Below are 14,902 nucleotides of genomic sequence, written 5' to 3' on the forward strand. Positions count from 1 at the left end.
GTAAATGCGTAGAGGAGGATGCACCGTGAAGAAACGTTTCAGCTCTTATTCGCTGCCGCCATGGGTAAGGCAAATTCGGCTTGTATCCGCACAAGTGATTATTCCCATTACGATTTTTCAAGGAATCAGAACCATTTTCTTTCCGACAACCTTTGATGTTTTGCTGCTCGCAATCCTAATCTTTTTAGCTTGCGCCCTTCATTTAGAATGGATATAAACAAACAAGTCCGCGCCATTAAGACGTGGACTCGTTTTCAGCCTGAAATTTTTTCTCTTGTTCAATCTGATGAATTTTCATCACAAACGGCTCTATGTTTTTCATTTGCCAATAAGCCTTTAATAATTGTGTACATTCCTCTTTTTCATGCTGTCTTTTCCCAGTTTGATAACCGTTCAGCACCTTGTACATGGCTGCCGGATATGCCATATAGCTGAGAAAAAGGCTGACTTCCGCTTCACGCAAAGGGAATGATTTCGTATATCCATAAAACCATTCGACGCATTCCGGACAAGCTTTCGGAAAGCCCCTGAACATTTTTGTATAAAAGCCGAGCAGGTCGTTTTGCGGCGGACCGACAGATGCTCTTTCGAAGTTTGTAAAATATCCGGTCCCGGCATCATTATACAGAAAATGGTGTATAGACAGGCTGCCGTGGTTCATTACAACCCTTGAAACGTCCTTTTCCTTTGCAGACTCATACCAGTCCTCCAGCCGTTCCAGCGCAAAATTCACCGCGGAAATGGTTTCTGAAAAATAGGTTATGGCCTGGAGTTCAAAAGGAGAAAGGTACCATTCCTTCTCCGCTCTATCCACAAACTGCTCATAGAAAATTTTATCTTGTTCCCACTTTTTTTTCGTTTGCCCGTAATAACGTTCAATCTCATCACGTCTAACCTTTAGTTCCTGCGCGGTTCTCTCGTGAAGACGGGCTGTTTCTCTAAATAAATAAGCATGTTTCTGATCCCGTTCTTCCTCTTGGTCAAATTGGAGCCAAGGCATTAAATAGTAGGTATCTCCGTATTGTATGCCTGCTGAGAAAAACTCACCGCTATTTGTTCTGTAAACGGGAACGAATGAACGAAAGCCTTTTTCCTCAATCGCCACCATATGATCTGTAAAATGCTTGCCGCGACCCTCTTTCAATTTTTTCAGGGCAAATACACCGTAGTCTGTATACACTTTCCAAACAAGAGGACTGACAGGCTCAATAAATTGAGCAGTCAGTCCGTATTCCCGAAGAACCGATTGGGTATCTTCCATTTCATTCACCACATTTTCCGATCGCTTATGGTTTACGCATGGCTATTTTTATATTGAGGAATATAGAGAATCTGTCCTGCTTTTAATTCATCATCCAAGGCTAAAGAATTCATCCTGATCAGCTGCTGGGATGTAATTTCATACCGTTCGCATAAACGCTCGATCGTATCTTCCTGCTGCACAATACAAATTTTCATTCTCGAAAACTCATCCGCTTCTTTTGTAAAGAGTTTTGTTAAATAAAGAGAATTATTACTTTCCTTTGTTTGAGGTTCCTTCGTTTCAGCAGCAGGAGCAACCCTAGGAACAGCATCCGTTTCCTTCCTTTCAGTCTCAGAAGTTTCAGGCAGCTGGAAGGATTGAAAAGGTGTTTCTTCCTTAGGCTCTTCAGCTGATGGTGTTTTTCTCACTTCAATTTCGAAGCTCTCTTCCTCTTGTTCTTCCTCCTCCAGCAGCTTAGGCGCTGAATAAAAAGAATCCTCCTCTTCTTGTTCAGGCAGGAAGGTACGGTATGCCGGTTCAGGCAATTCTTCTTGAGATGCCTCCTCCGAGCTTGTTTTTTGATTGAAATGGAAATGTAAATCGGCATTGTCATTCTCCATATATACAGCTGAAGCTGTTTCTCTGCTATCTTCTATGGAGAGAGCGGCCCCTGATACACTCTCCAAAGCTTCATCCGGTTCCGCCTCTTCTTGGCAAAGCGCAGGATCAGCCTGATCCGATTGAGCCGCTTCTTCCTTTTGAGCCTCTTGGCGCAGCGCATATTCATGATTAGGAGACACTGTTGTTTCCGCTTTTTCCTCTGCAATCACAGTCTCTGAATGAAGCTCAGCTTCCAAAGCAGGCGATTCTTCTGCTCCAGCGTGTTCACGAAGCTCAGTCTCAGCTGGAGAGTCTGCTTCTTCACGAACATCCGCTATTGCAGCTGCCGGTTCTGCCGTTTCTTTTTTTGCTTTAACGATCTCTTGAATCTCTATTTCTGAAGGATCAGGTTCTGGCTCAGATTCTTCTGTTTCCGATTCAGCACGAACCTCCTTTTCCGGCACAGCAAGCTCTTCTTGCTCTTCTTCCTCTTTCACATCTTCTCTGGCTTCTGGTTCTGAAGCAACCGATTCAGGCGGCTCAGATTCTGCTTTTTCTGTCTCCAGTTCTTCACGGAGCCCCGCTTTCGAGATAAAAAGTTCTGGCGGTTCGGCTGGCGGTTCATGCTGAATAACTGCTTCCTCTGCCGATGATGCACCCGGTTCTTCTACTACACTATGTGCCGGCGGCTCTGAAAGCTCTTCCTCCCTGAATGCCGCAGGAGCTTCATATAAAGGTATCTCCGGCTCTTTGTCTTGCGTATCATCCAAAAGCCCTTCAATCGCTAAATCAGCTTGAATTGTTAAAATGCGCGAATCCGTCAATTGATAGTCAAATGCGTCAATAAAGACGAAGACATCCTGTAAATGGCTCACTTTATTTTTCGGAATGGTAATATCCACAGGAAAACAGTGAGTCAGTTCCGCACTTCCATCCTCTCTCTTTCTGACTTGTTCAACAAACCGCTTATCTGTATAAATCTCTTCGGTATGTTTGTTTTGATCTATGTTGTACTCACCTGTAAGTTCAAGCGATCCTATGATTGATACATAATCATTTACTTCCTGAACCCTAATATCAGGATCTAATGAAATAGAAAGCAGTTCAGAAACTTCCTGTCCTTTTTGGAAACAGATCGATTCTTCTACAGAAAATTGCAATCGATGATTTTGCGGCAAGTTCATATCCTCCTTTCATCTAATCCTTAAAATTAGATGTCACTAAAGGTGTATGTATGAACTGGAGAAAATATGAGTGGGAGAGCACGAAAAAACCGGCACAAGGAGTCCTTGATACCGGTTTTCACTCTTATCTGCGGCTGATCTCAGCAAATACTTTCTCAGCTGCCTGGATTGTGTTTTCAATATCTTCATCAGTATGGGCCGTTGAGAGGAAAAGACCTTCGAATTGTGATGGCGGAAGGAATACCCCTTCATTTGCCATCCCTTTATAATAGCTTGCGAACAGCTTCAAATCAGATGATTTCGCCGTTTCATAATTGATGACTGGTTCGTTTGTAAAGAAGAAACCGATCATCGAACCTGCACGGTTAAAGGTATGCGGAATGCCATGAGCCTCGGCGGCTTTTGAAATTCCTTCTTCCAGCCTGTCGCCTTTTTTAATGAAATTCTTGTAGGATTCAGGTGTCAGCTGTTTCAATGTCTCTAAGCCAGCCGTCATCGCAAGCGGGTTGCCTGACAATGTACCAGCTTGATAGATCGGACCGCTTGGAGCGATCTGCTCCATGATTTCTGCCTTTCCGCCATAAGCGCCGACAGGAAGTCCGCCCCCGATTACTTTTCCTAAACAAGTCAGATCAGGCGTTACGCCGAAGTAGCCTTGAGCGCAGTTATAATCGACCCGGAAGCCAGTCATCACTTCATCAAAAATCAGCAGGGAGCCGTACTGCTCAGTGATATCACGCAGACCCTGCAGGAAGCCTTCTTGCGGCGGAACAACACCCATATTTCCGGCAACTGGCTCTACAATGACTCCCGCAATGTCTTCACCGAATTGCTGGAAAGCAAGCTTTACACTTTCTAAATCATTGTACGGAACGGTGATGGTGTTTTTCGCAATGCCTTCAGGCACCCCCGGGCTGTCAGGCAGACCGAGAGTGGCAACACCTGAACCAGCTTTAATCAAGAGAGAATCGCCGTGTCCGTGGTAGCAGCCCTCAAATTTTAAAATCTTGTTGCGGCCTGTATAGCCCCTTGCCAAACGGAGGGCACTCATTGTAGCCTCTGTTCCGGAGCTTACCATTCGTACAATTTCTACAGATGGCACACGATCAATGACGAGCTTAGCCAGTTCATTTTCTACTTCAGTCGGAGCACCGAAGCTTGTCCCGTATTCAGCCACTTTTTTGAGGCTTTCTACGACGCGGTCATTTGTATGCCCTAAAATTAATGGCCCCCATGACAAGACGTAGTCAATATATTCATTCCCGTCAATATCAAAGATTTTCGAGCCTTTTCCACGCTCCATAAAAATCGGGTCCATGTCTACCGATTTAAATGCGCGAACGGGACTGTTCACACCGCCTGGCATGAGTTTTTGCGCTTCTTTAAAAGCCGTTTTTGATTTTTCATAGCTTCTCATCTGCCTCAACTCCTGTCAACTGAATAAAATTACTCCGCAAGCCATTTCGCTGCGTCTTTCGCATGATACGTAATAATCAGGTCGGCACCCGCGCGCTTCATGCTTGTCAAAATTTCCAACACAATTTCTTTTTCTTTGATCCAGCCGTTCTGCGCTGCAGCCTTCACCATTGAATACTCTCCGCTTACATTATAAGCGACGAGCGGCAAAGTAAACTCATTTTTTACGTCACGCATGATATCCATATAAGAAAGCGAAGGTTTGACAATCAAAAAGTCCGCACCTTCCTCGACATCTGATTGTGCTTCGCGGAGTGCCTCCATACGGTTGGCAGGGTCCATCTGATATGTTTTGCGGTCTCCGAATTGCGGTGTGCTGTTTGCTGCATCACGGAACGGACCGTAAAACTCACTTGAATATTTCACAGCGTAAGACATGATTGGAATATTGACGAATCCTTCTTTATCAAGCGCTTCTCTGATCACTGTAACAAATCCGTCCATCATGTTTGATGGCGCAATGATATCCGCACCTGCTTTCGCTTGGCTGACAGCTGTCTGCGCTAAAAGCTCCAGCGATTCATCATTGAGGATGACCCCGTCTTTGACAAGTCCGCAATGGCCGTGGTCTGTATATTCGCACAGGCACGTGTCAGCGACAACAACCATTTCAGGGAAGTGTTCTTTAATTTCTGTGATGGCTTTTTGGACAATTCCGTGATCATGGTACGCTTGTGTTCCGCAATCATCTTTTTCTTCCGGGATGCCGAACACGATAACAGATTGAATGCCCAGTTTGACCAGCTCCGCTACTTCATCCTTCAATAAATCTAATGATACATGGTAAACATCAGGCATTGACGGAACAGCTTTTTTGCCTTCCAGACCTTCAACGACAAAAATCGGATAAATAAAATCTGATGGGTGCAAACGTGTTTCCTTTACCATTTCTCTCATTGCTTTTGATGTCCGCAGGCGGCGGTGTCTATTAAATGATTGACTCATATTCTCTCTTCCTCTCTTGACATGCTGCACATTAACTCAAGCATGCCATCTATTGTAAATGTATCAGGCATATGCGATGTGATGCCGTATGTCAGAAGGGCATCATTTGTTAAAGGCCCAATGCTGATACAGGCCGTCCCATTCGCCTTCCACTTTTTTAATTCTTCTCCCAAGACATGCATAAACGTATGTACGGTTGATGAACTCGTAAATGTTACATAGTCAAAGGAATATTGACCCGCAGCGTCTTTCAGTGCCTCAATGCCTTCTTCATCCGGAATCGTTTCGTAGAGAACCCATTCCTTTACTTCAAAACCGAGCGGGACAAGCTCTTGTTTTATCACATCACGTGACAAATTCCCTTTCATCACGGTAATGGGCTCCCCCGGTTCAGCATGCTGCTTAAGAGCGTCAGCCAATTGTTCAGCAATATACTCCTGTGGCATCACATCAACCGATACGTTATGCATTTTTAAACGGCGCGCGGTTTTTTCACCGACGGCTGCAATTTTTTTATGCGCAGGGAGAATAAGCTGATTTTCCTTCAGATAAGAAAAAAAGAAGTCTGCCCCGTTCACACTTGTAAAAACAAGCCAGCCTGGCGCGGCAAGATCCTCTCTTACCTGTTCCGCAACATCATTCGGCAAAGCGCGGCGAAACGTAATCAAAGAGGTTAAAACCGCTTTACCGCCAAGCGCCTCCACTTTTTGCTGAAATGATGCTGCCTGTGCCTTATTCCGGGTGACAAGCACTGTTTTTCCTTTCAACGGAAAATCATTTTCCATCCTCGTCAAGCTCCCGTTTTACACGATCAATTAAATCTTTTGCTCCTTTGTCAGCCATAAGAGCGGCACAGCGCTTTCCTACTTCCTCCGGATCGTTTCCGGTGACGGTTTCTTTAAAAATGATTTTGCCGTCAGGTGAAGCGACAAGCCCTGTCATTTCAATTTCATCCTGTCCATTTAACACGGAGTAGCCCGCGATCGGAACCTGGCAGCCGCCCTCCATCGCGTTTAAAAAAGCACGTTCCGCTAAGACAGTCCGTTTTGTATATTCATCTGTAAACTGAGAAAACAACGCCAACAGCTCTTCATCCGATTCTCGGCACTCAATCGCCAGGGCTCCCTGCCCCACAGCAGGCAAACAGCGCTCAGGCTCAAGGAATTCGGTTACGACATCTTGCTTCCAACCCATTCTGGAAAGGCCGGCAGCCGCTAAAATAATCGCGTCATAATCCTCTGTTTCCAGCTTTTGAAGTCTTGTATCTATATTACCTCTAATCCATTTAATTGTAAGGTCAGGGCGCTCAATCAAAAGCTGCGCGCTTCTTCTTAAACTGCTTGTGCCAATGACAGCACCTTCCTTCATTTCTGAAAGCTTTACGCGATTCTTTGAAATAAGGGCATCACGCGGGTCTTCCCGTTCAGGAATACAGCCGATCACAAGGCCTTCAGGCAAAACAGCAGGCATGTCCTTCATGCTGTGCACTGCCATATCAATCTCTTCGTTTAAAAGCGCCTGTTCAATTTCTTTGACAAACAGCCCTTTTCCACCCACTTTTGAGAGTGTAACATCGACAATCCGGTCGCCCTTTGTCACGATCTCTTTAATTTCAAAAGCAAACGAAGGATTGATTTCCTTCAGTTTTTGAATAACCCATTTTGTTTGAGTCATAGCGAGTTTGCTCCGTCTGGAACCTACTTTAATCGTTCTCATCATTTCTTTCCTCCCGAATCTGCTTGGGACATCGTTTAACTGAACCAATGGAATTGCGACAGGCTTCCAAGCAGGAAATAATTGATCATCAGCACCAGAAAACAAGCCGTATTCCACAGTGCTGCGACCTTTCCTTGCAGCTCTTTAATCAGCCTGATATAAAGATAATAGCTGTACAGCAGCAGGACGACAAACGAACCAAGCACTTTGGCGTCAAACCAATACAGCGTTTCTAGTGAGACATACGCCCAAATGACGCCGAGAATCAAACTCAGCAGCAGCATCGGAACCCCAATGACATTTAAAACATACGCCATATAATCAAGCTTAGATAAATCTTCTATTCTCAACAGCCATTTTCCCCACTTTTTCTTTTTCAGCAGATGATATTGAAACATATATAGCACAGAAAAAACGAAAGAAAGGGAAAAAGCGCCATATGAAAGAATCGCCATTGTAATATGAATCACCAAAAGCTCAGATACAAGCTGCCCGGAAAAAGCAGCTGACTGCTGCTCTGTCGGTGAAAATGTGTGAATGGCGATCATAGAAAATCCTATAACATTTGTAAAAAACACGATAAAGTCAACACGTAAAAGCTTTGTCAGTACAAGTGACAGCGTGACAAGCACCCAGGCATAAAAATAAAGCGCCTCTGTCACATTTAATACCGGAAACCGCCCCGTCACCCACATAAAATAGGCCAAATACACGGTTTGCAGAGTCCAGACAATAGAAAGCAACCAGAAGGCCATTTTTCCAGCCTTCCGGTTGTGTTGAAGAAAATCTATAAAATAAAAGAGTACACTTAAAGCGTAAATGACGATTGTCCCCTCATTAAGTCTTGCCATTGCAGTATCAATCATTCAGCTTTCACTCACTTACAAGTGGGCTAAAGCCCGCTTTTGATTCAGCCTTCTTAAAAGAGTGGACCTTCTGGCTGCTTTCAACGGTTTTCATCATTTGACGGCCCGCAGCTTCTTCAATATCAAAAATCTGCATAAACAACGCGAGCTTTTCTTCAGAATCAGCATCTGCCGCAAGCTCTTTCACCTTTAAAATCGGATCACGAAGCATTTGGTTAATAATACTTTTGGTGTGTTTGTTCAACAGTTTTTTCTCTCTTGTGCTTAAGTGAGGCAGCTTACGCTCAATGCTGTCCATCGTTTCTGACTGGATGGCAAGCGCCTTTTCGCGCAATGCAGAAATAACAGGCACAACACCAAGTGTATTCATCCATTGTTTAAATTCCACAATGGTTTCTTCAATTAACAGTTCAACTTTTTCAGCTGTTTCTCTCCGCTCTTTCATGTTCGCTTCTACAATGCCTTCCAGATCGTCGATATCATAAAGAAAAACACCTTCAAGATCATTCAGCGCCGGATCAAGATCTCTAGGCACGGCAATGTCGACCATAAACAGCGGACGTCCCTTGCGAAGCTTATTCGCGTTTTCCATCATCTCTTTGGACACGACAAATTCACTTGCACCGGTTGAACTGATTAAAATATCAGCCTCCGCAAGCGCGCTTTCAAGCTGATTCAAGCTTCTCGCTTCACCTGAGAAACGGTCTGCAAGCTCCTTCGCTTTCAAGTATGTTCGGTTAATGACAGTGACCTTGCCGATTCCCTGTCCGTGCAGGTTTTCCGCAGCAAGCTCGCCCATTTTTCCCGCACCGAGAATCAATATGTGCTTGCTTGAAAGATTTCCGAAGATTTTTTTAGCAAGTTCAACTGCAGCATAGCTTACTGACACCGCATTTGAGCCAATGTCTGTTTCGGCGTGAGTCCGTTTGCCCACTGTAACTGCCTGCTTAAACAGCTCATTAAAAATAGTCCCGATCGTTTTTTCTTGCTGAGCTGTTTTAAAGCTGTCGCGTACCTGTCCGAGAATCTGCGTTTCGCCAATCACCATAGAATCAAGTCCGCAGGCTACACGGAATAAATGCTCAACAGCAGCATCGCTCTCATAAAACGTTAAGAACGGTGACAGCTCTTCTTTGCTTAATTGAAACCAATCAGCTAAAAACTTTTTTATATAATAACGGCCGGTATGAAGCTGGTCGACTACCGCATAAATTTCAGTGCGGTTGCAGGTTGAGACAATGATGTTTTCAAGAATGCTTTTCTCTTCTTTCAGCTGCACCATTGCTTCCGCCAGCTCATTCGGCTGAAAACTTACTTTTTCACGTATCTCAATAGGGGCGGATTTATAATCTACTCCCACAACAAGTATATGCATCGCTCTAATTACACCCCCAACACCCAATCTTAATTTATAATCATTCTAACATAGAACTCATTATTTATAATAATTATAACATAGTTTCTTTCACAAAATGTGAACAGATTTTAAAATTCTTATGCTATATTAGAAAAAGCTTCAGGGAAAAGAAGCATTCCTATTGACAATACCAAAAACAGCAAAAATTTACTACACATCAGCTCTAAAAAACAAGAAGGTGATATGCATGAAACAAAAATCAATTTTATTCCCTTGTCTGCTGCTTGCCGCTTCTGTATATGCATGGCTAGAAAGCGGCCAAGCCGAACTGTTTTCAGGGCAGGATCAATGGCCTGTTCTCCTCATGCTGTTAGGGGCAGCCTTTGTATATCAAGGAAAAAAAGAAGCCGTTACACCCCATTTTTTTATCGGTTTGCTTCTCTTCGGAATCGGTTTACACTTTTTTGCCAAGCCGAAATGGGTATGGTGGCCGGATGATTTTGAAATGCTCCTCTTTATGATCGGCTTCTCACTTCTCGTTTCAGCCGTTCCAAAAAAAGAATATGTATATGAAGCTGTGTCGATGATTTGTTTTTCCCTGTTTTTGTACTTTTTCAAACAAATTATGGCATGGCTTGAGTCTGCGCATATTCCAACAGCGCTTCTGAAGGAGTATTGGCCGTTTGTCTTTATTGGAATCAGTTTATTGTTATTATTGATAAAACGAAAAAAATCTATACGATAAATAAAACCGGTAGAGGATCCTCTACCGGTTTATCATTTTTTTGATCGCTCCCCAAGCTTCGTCTTTTCCCTTTTTCGTTTCTGAGGAAAAGAGAATCAGCTCGTCTTCCGGATCAATATTTAATGTTTGTCGGACAACCTTCGCGTGTTTGTCCCATTTGCCTTTCGGGATCTTATCCGCCTTTGTAGCGATAACAATAACAGGAATGCCGTAATACTTTAAAAATTCATACATCTGTACATCATCATTAGATGGCGCATGCCGCAAATCAACGATCTGCACCACAGCTTTTAATTCCTCGCGTGTCGTAATATAGGTTTCAATCATTCTGCCCCATGCTTCACGCTCAGACTTTGACACTTTGGCAAAACCGTAGCCCGGCACATCCACAAAATGCAGCTCATCATTGATAATGTAGAAATTAAGCGTTTGTGTTTTTCCCGGCTTTGATGACGTTCTCGCAAGATTTTTGCGATTGATTAATGAATTGATAAAAGACGATTTTCCTACGTTCGATCTTCCGGCCAATGCGATTTCCGGAAGCCCCCCTTCAGGGTACTGTTCCGGTTTTACTGCACTGATCACGATTTCTGACTTTGTGACTTTCATTTCTTCTCTCCTACTAAGGCATGTTCCAAAACCTCGTCTAAGTGGGACGCCAATATAAATGTCAGCCCCTCCCTGACGCTTTCCGGAATATCCTCTATATCTTTTTCATTATCTTTAGGCGCAATAATGGTCGTTAATCCCGCTCTATGTGCGCCAAGCGCTTTTTCCTTTAAGCCGCCGATCGGCAGCACGCGCCCGCGAAGCGTGATTTCCCCCGTCATGCCGACTTCACGCGAAACCGCCCGTCCCGTTAAAGCAGAAACAAGCGCTGTTGCCATCGTAATACCGGCTGACGGACCATCTTTTGGCACCGCACCCTCTGGTACATGTATATGAATATCATACTTCTCATGAAAGTCAGGTTCAATGCCAAGTTCTTCTGTTTTGGATCGCACATAGCTGAATGCAGCCTGAGCAGACTCTCTCATAACATCTCCGAGCTTTCCTGTCAGGATTAATTTCCCTTTCCCCGGAGAAAGCGATACTTCAATCGACAGCGTATCTCCGCCAACGGTTGTATAAGCAAGCCCTGTCACTACACCAACCTGATCCTCTGTTTCAGCTTGTCCATATCTGAAAATACGTTTTCCGATAAAGTCTTGAAGGTTCTTCTCAGTAACCGTAATCCGTTTTCGCTCTTCAGCAACAATGGCTTTTGCAGCTTTACGGCAAATCGCGGCAAGCTGGCGTTCAAGGCTTCTCACACCAGCTTCTCTCGTATAGTAGCGGATAATATCAAGAATCGCCTGATCACGCAGCTGCAGGTTGCTTTTCTTCAGCCCGTGTTCTTTGATTTGCTTTGGAAGCAAGTGATCCTTTACGATTTCAAGTTTTTCTATTTCTGTGTAGCCTGCGATATTAATAATTTCCATTCTGTCTCTGAGCGGACCCGGAATTGTGGCCAAATTGTTCGCCGTTGCGATAAACAGCACTTTGGATAAATCAAAGGTTTCTTCAATATAGTGATCACTGAAGCTGCTGTTTTGCTCTGGATCAAGCACTTCAAGCATAGCGGATGATGGGTCTCCTCTAAAATCAGATGACATTTTGTCAATTTCGTCTAATAAGAAGACCGGATTCAGCTTGCCCGCTTTTTTCATCCCTTGAATAATCCGTCCAGGCATTGCTCCGACATAGGTCCGTCTGTGTCCGCGTATCTCTGATTCGTCCCGAACTCCTCCGAGTGAGATTCTGACGAATTTGCGTCCCAAGCTTTTTGCAATTGATTTGGCTAAAGACGTTTTTCCAACACCTGGAGGTCCTGCCAAACAGAGAATCGGGCCTTTCAGGGATTTGGTCAGCTTCTGGACAGCCAAATATTCTAAAATACGTTCTTTTACTTTTTCAAGCCCATGGTGCTCTTCGTCCAAGAGACGTCCTGCTTCTTTCAAATCAAGCTTATCATCTGTTTCATCCGTCCACGGAAGAGCAACCAGCCAGTCGATATAGTTGCGGATAACGGAGCTTTCCGCAGAACTTGACGGAATTTTTTCATATCTGTTCAATTCTTTAAACGCTGTTTCCTTCACATGCTCAGGCATGCCTGCTTCTTCGATTTTTTCCGTCAGCGTCTGAACTTCGCCAGTTTTGCCTTCTTTATCGCCAAGCTCTTTTTGGATCGCCTTCATTTGTTCTCGTAAGTAGTATTCCTTCTGCGTACGCTCCATCGAACGTTTGACGCGCTGGCCGATTTTTTTCTCAATTTCCAGCACTTCTTTTTCATTATTAATAAAATCAATGACCTTGTTCAGCCTGTCTTTGACATCAGCCGTTTCTAAAATATCCTGCTTATCCTTTAGTTTAAGGGGCAGATGAGAAGCAACGATGTCTGCCATTCTCCCCGGCTCTTCGATATCAGTAACCGCGGCGTACGTTTCGGCCGAGATTTTTTTAGAAATTTTTATGTACTGATCAAAGTGGTCTAGCAAAGTCCGCATCAATGCTTCGTCTTCTGTATCTTTTGAATCATCTTCATGAATAAGTTGAATGTCGACCGACGTGTAATCCTCGTGTTCATTGTATTTGACGATATGGGCGCGCTTGAGGCCCTCCACCAACACACGAATCGTACCGTTCGGAAGCTTCAGCATTTGCTTAATTTTTGTATAGGTGCCGACAGTGAAAATCTCGTCTTCACCAGGTTCGTCTATCGAAATATCCTGCTGAGTGGCTAAAAATATCATATGATCATGCATCATTGCCTGTTCAAGAGCCTGAACCGACTTGTCACGTCCTACATCTAAATGCAAAACCATCGTCGGGTACACTAATAAACCTCTTAAAGGGAGGAGCGGGATGCTGCGTTTTAATTCTTCTGCCATGTGACTGACACCTCCGTGACTTTAGTATGAACCATTATAATACAACTTTTTCATCCTTGTACAATAAACGGCATGGTTCCATTTTCTATAAAACAGTCTCCTCGTAGTATACCCTTTCTTTCTGATATGAAAAAGGAAAAGATGTCCTTCATGGAAAAAACCCTATTATCAAAATAGGGTTTAAACAGATTCTTTATTGATTTCAATATGAAACGGTTTTTGTTCCGTTGGCGGATTCACTAAAATTTCATCAAGCACTTCCTGGAACGTTTTCACTGCAATAATCTCGATCCCGTCAATCTGCTTTAAGATGGCCTGCTGATTTTCATATGGGATAATCACCTTTTTCGCACCGGACTGCTTGGCCGCTTTTATTTTCGGAATGACGCCTCCGATGGGTTTCACAAGACCGTTCAGGCTGATTTCGCCCGTCATCGCAACGGTATTGTCAATAGGAATTTTGTGTATCGCCGAGAAAATCCCCGCCGCCATCGCAATGCCTGCTGACGGCCCATCAATCGGAATCCCTCCTGGGAAATTGATGTGAATATCATAATCAGAAGGCTTCATTCCCATTGTCCGGAGCACGGTTAATACATTTTCAACCGAACCCTTCGCCATGCTTTTTCGTCTGATTGATTTTGATTGGCTGCCGATGCTTTCTTCTTCAGCTATTCCTGTGATGTTAATTGATCCTTTATCTTGAGCCGCGGTTACACTCACTTCGATTTCCAGAAGCGATCCGCTGTTAGGCCCATAGACTGCAAGCCCATTTACAATGCCAACCTGTGGTTCAACACCGATTTTTTGCTCGTGCTTTGGAGTAAGCTGACTGGAGTGAATGACCCATTCGATATCCTCAATCGTAATGTCCTTCCGATTCTCCGTTACAGCCATCCCCGCTGCGATTTGAATCATATTGACGGCTTCCCGCCCGTTCCTCGTGTAGCTGGTCAAAAGATCTAGGCCTTCTTCGGAGATATTTTTTTCAATTTTATCCGCTGCTGTTTTAGCAACCGTTTTCAGCTCGTCCTTTTCAAGCTCGCGGAAAAAAACCTCCAAACAGCGGGACCTGATAGCTGGCGGAATTTCGTTTGGCATTCTCGTGGTCGCGCCAATCAAGCGAAAATCAGCCGGCAGCCCATTTTGAAAAATATCATGAATATGATTCGGAATTTGTGTATTTTCCTCACTGTAATACGCACTGTCTAAAAAGACTTTTCTGTCCTCAAGCACCTTCAGCATTTTATTCATTTGAATAGGATGCAGCTCCCCTATTTCATCAATAAACAGCACACCGCCATGGGCATGGGTGACAGCTCCCTGCTTCGGCTGCGGAATCCCAGCCTGTCCCATCGCTCCGGCCCCTTGGTATATCGGGTCATGGACAGAGCCGATGAGCGGATCGGCAATTCCTCTTTCATCAAAACGGGCTGTTGTCGCATCGAGTTCCACAAAAACAGCCTGCTCTTTAAACGGTGATTGTTTATGTTTTTTTGCTTCTTCCAACACAAGCCGCGCAGCAGCCGTTTTCCCAACTCCCGGTGGCCCATAGACAATCACATGCTGAGGATTTGGCCCGCATAAAGCCGCCTTTAATGCTTTAATGCCGTCTTCCTGTCCGACGATATCTTGAAAGCTTTTGGGGCGGACCTTCTCAGATAATGGCTCGGACAAGCTGATAGCGCGCATTTTCCGAAGCTGCTCCATTTCCTTCTTTGATTCTTTATCTATCGTGACCTTTTGTGTCCTTTGATTTTTAAGCAAATTCCAAAAATACAAACCGATGATGATCCCAAAAAACAGCTGAATAAATAACGCGATCCCTGTCCAACTCATG

Annotated in this window: 13 protein-coding genes; 2 read left to right on the forward strand and 11 right to left on the reverse strand. The window is 44.2% G+C overall.

Going from position 1 to position 14,902, the window contains the following annotated elements; genetic code table 11:
* The first annotated feature begins 25 nt into the window (after positions 1-25).
* Positions 26-217, forward strand: coding sequence for a YszA family small membrane protein (locus AC07VD_RS11815; RefSeq protein WP_003222590.1), 192 nt, complete (start codon positions 26-28; stop codon positions 215-217).
* An 18-nt stretch (positions 218-235) separates the two neighbouring features.
* Here AC07VD_RS11815 and cotN read toward each other — a convergent pair whose 3' ends face one another.
* The 8 genes from cotN to hemA form a co-directional block, all read right to left on the reverse strand.
* Positions 236-1,261, reverse strand: coding sequence for a spore coat protein CotN (gene cotN, locus AC07VD_RS11820; protein WP_076458222.1), 1,026 nt, complete (start codon positions 1,259-1,261; stop codon positions 236-238).
* Positions 1,262-1,293: 32 nt separating this feature from the next.
* A complete protein-coding gene (gene spoVID, locus AC07VD_RS11825) occupies positions 1,294-3,021 on the reverse strand; it encodes a spore coat morphogenetic protein SpoVID (protein ID WP_129092569.1) in 1,728 nt (575 codons plus the stop codon).
* 130 nt (positions 3,022-3,151) lie between these two features.
* A complete protein-coding gene (hemL, locus tag AC07VD_RS11830) occupies positions 3,152-4,444 on the reverse strand; it encodes a glutamate-1-semialdehyde 2,1-aminomutase (protein ID WP_029946082.1) in 1,293 nt (430 codons plus the stop codon).
* Between the two features lie 29 nt (positions 4,445-4,473).
* Entirely contained in the window at positions 4,474-5,448 is a 975-nt protein-coding gene (gene hemB, locus AC07VD_RS11835; protein WP_015483525.1) for a porphobilinogen synthase, read from the reverse strand.
* Positions 5,445-6,233 (reverse strand): uroporphyrinogen-III synthase, encoded by a 789-nt coding sequence (gene hemD, locus AC07VD_RS11840; RefSeq protein ID WP_086344159.1) that lies wholly within the window; start codon positions 6,231-6,233, stop codon positions 5,445-5,447. The genes hemB and hemD overlap by 4 nt, the downstream gene beginning before the upstream one ends.
* Positions 6,223-7,167, reverse strand: coding sequence for a hydroxymethylbilane synthase (hemC, locus tag AC07VD_RS11845; protein ID WP_015251536.1), 945 nt, complete (start codon positions 7,165-7,167; stop codon positions 6,223-6,225). The genes hemD and hemC overlap by 11 nt, the downstream gene beginning before the upstream one ends.
* A 32-nt stretch (positions 7,168-7,199) precedes the next feature.
* Positions 7,200-8,030 (reverse strand): cytochrome c biogenesis protein, encoded by an 831-nt coding sequence (locus AC07VD_RS11850; RefSeq protein ID WP_003222575.1) that lies wholly within the window; start codon positions 8,028-8,030, stop codon positions 7,200-7,202.
* A gap of 7 nt (positions 8,031-8,037) precedes the next feature.
* The gene (gene hemA, locus AC07VD_RS11855) at positions 8,038-9,405 is read right to left on the reverse strand and encodes a glutamyl-tRNA reductase (RefSeq protein WP_004399038.1); all 1,368 of its coding nucleotides are present in this window, start codon (positions 9,403-9,405) and stop codon (positions 8,038-8,040) included.
* Positions 9,406-9,634: 229 nt separating this feature from the next.
* Between hemA and AC07VD_RS11860 the strand changes: the two genes are divergently transcribed.
* A complete protein-coding gene (locus AC07VD_RS11860) occupies positions 9,635-10,132 on the forward strand; it encodes a hypothetical protein (RefSeq protein WP_326243271.1) in 498 nt (165 codons plus the stop codon).
* Between the two features lie 21 nt (positions 10,133-10,153).
* Here the strand turns inward: AC07VD_RS11860 and yihA are convergent, their stop codons facing one another.
* The 3 genes from yihA to lonB form a co-directional block, all read right to left on the reverse strand.
* Positions 10,154-10,741, reverse strand: coding sequence for a ribosome biogenesis GTP-binding protein YihA/YsxC (gene yihA, locus AC07VD_RS11865; RefSeq protein ID WP_003229621.1), 588 nt, complete (start codon positions 10,739-10,741; stop codon positions 10,154-10,156).
* Positions 10,738-13,062, reverse strand: a complete 2,325-nt coding sequence (lon, locus tag AC07VD_RS11870) for an endopeptidase La (RefSeq protein WP_494721784.1) — start codon at positions 13,060-13,062, stop codon at positions 10,738-10,740. The genes yihA and lon overlap by 4 nt, the downstream gene beginning before the upstream one ends.
* Positions 13,063-13,242: 180 nt before the next feature.
* On the reverse strand, positions 13,243-14,901 hold the full coding sequence (gene lonB / locus AC07VD_RS11875) for an ATP-dependent protease LonB (RefSeq protein ID WP_014477564.1): 1,659 nt from the start codon (positions 14,899-14,901) through the stop codon (positions 13,243-13,245).
* Position 14,902 lies beyond the last annotated feature (1 nt).

It is taken from the genome of Bacillus sp. GW821-FHT01G09 (genome assembly GCF_059422205.1).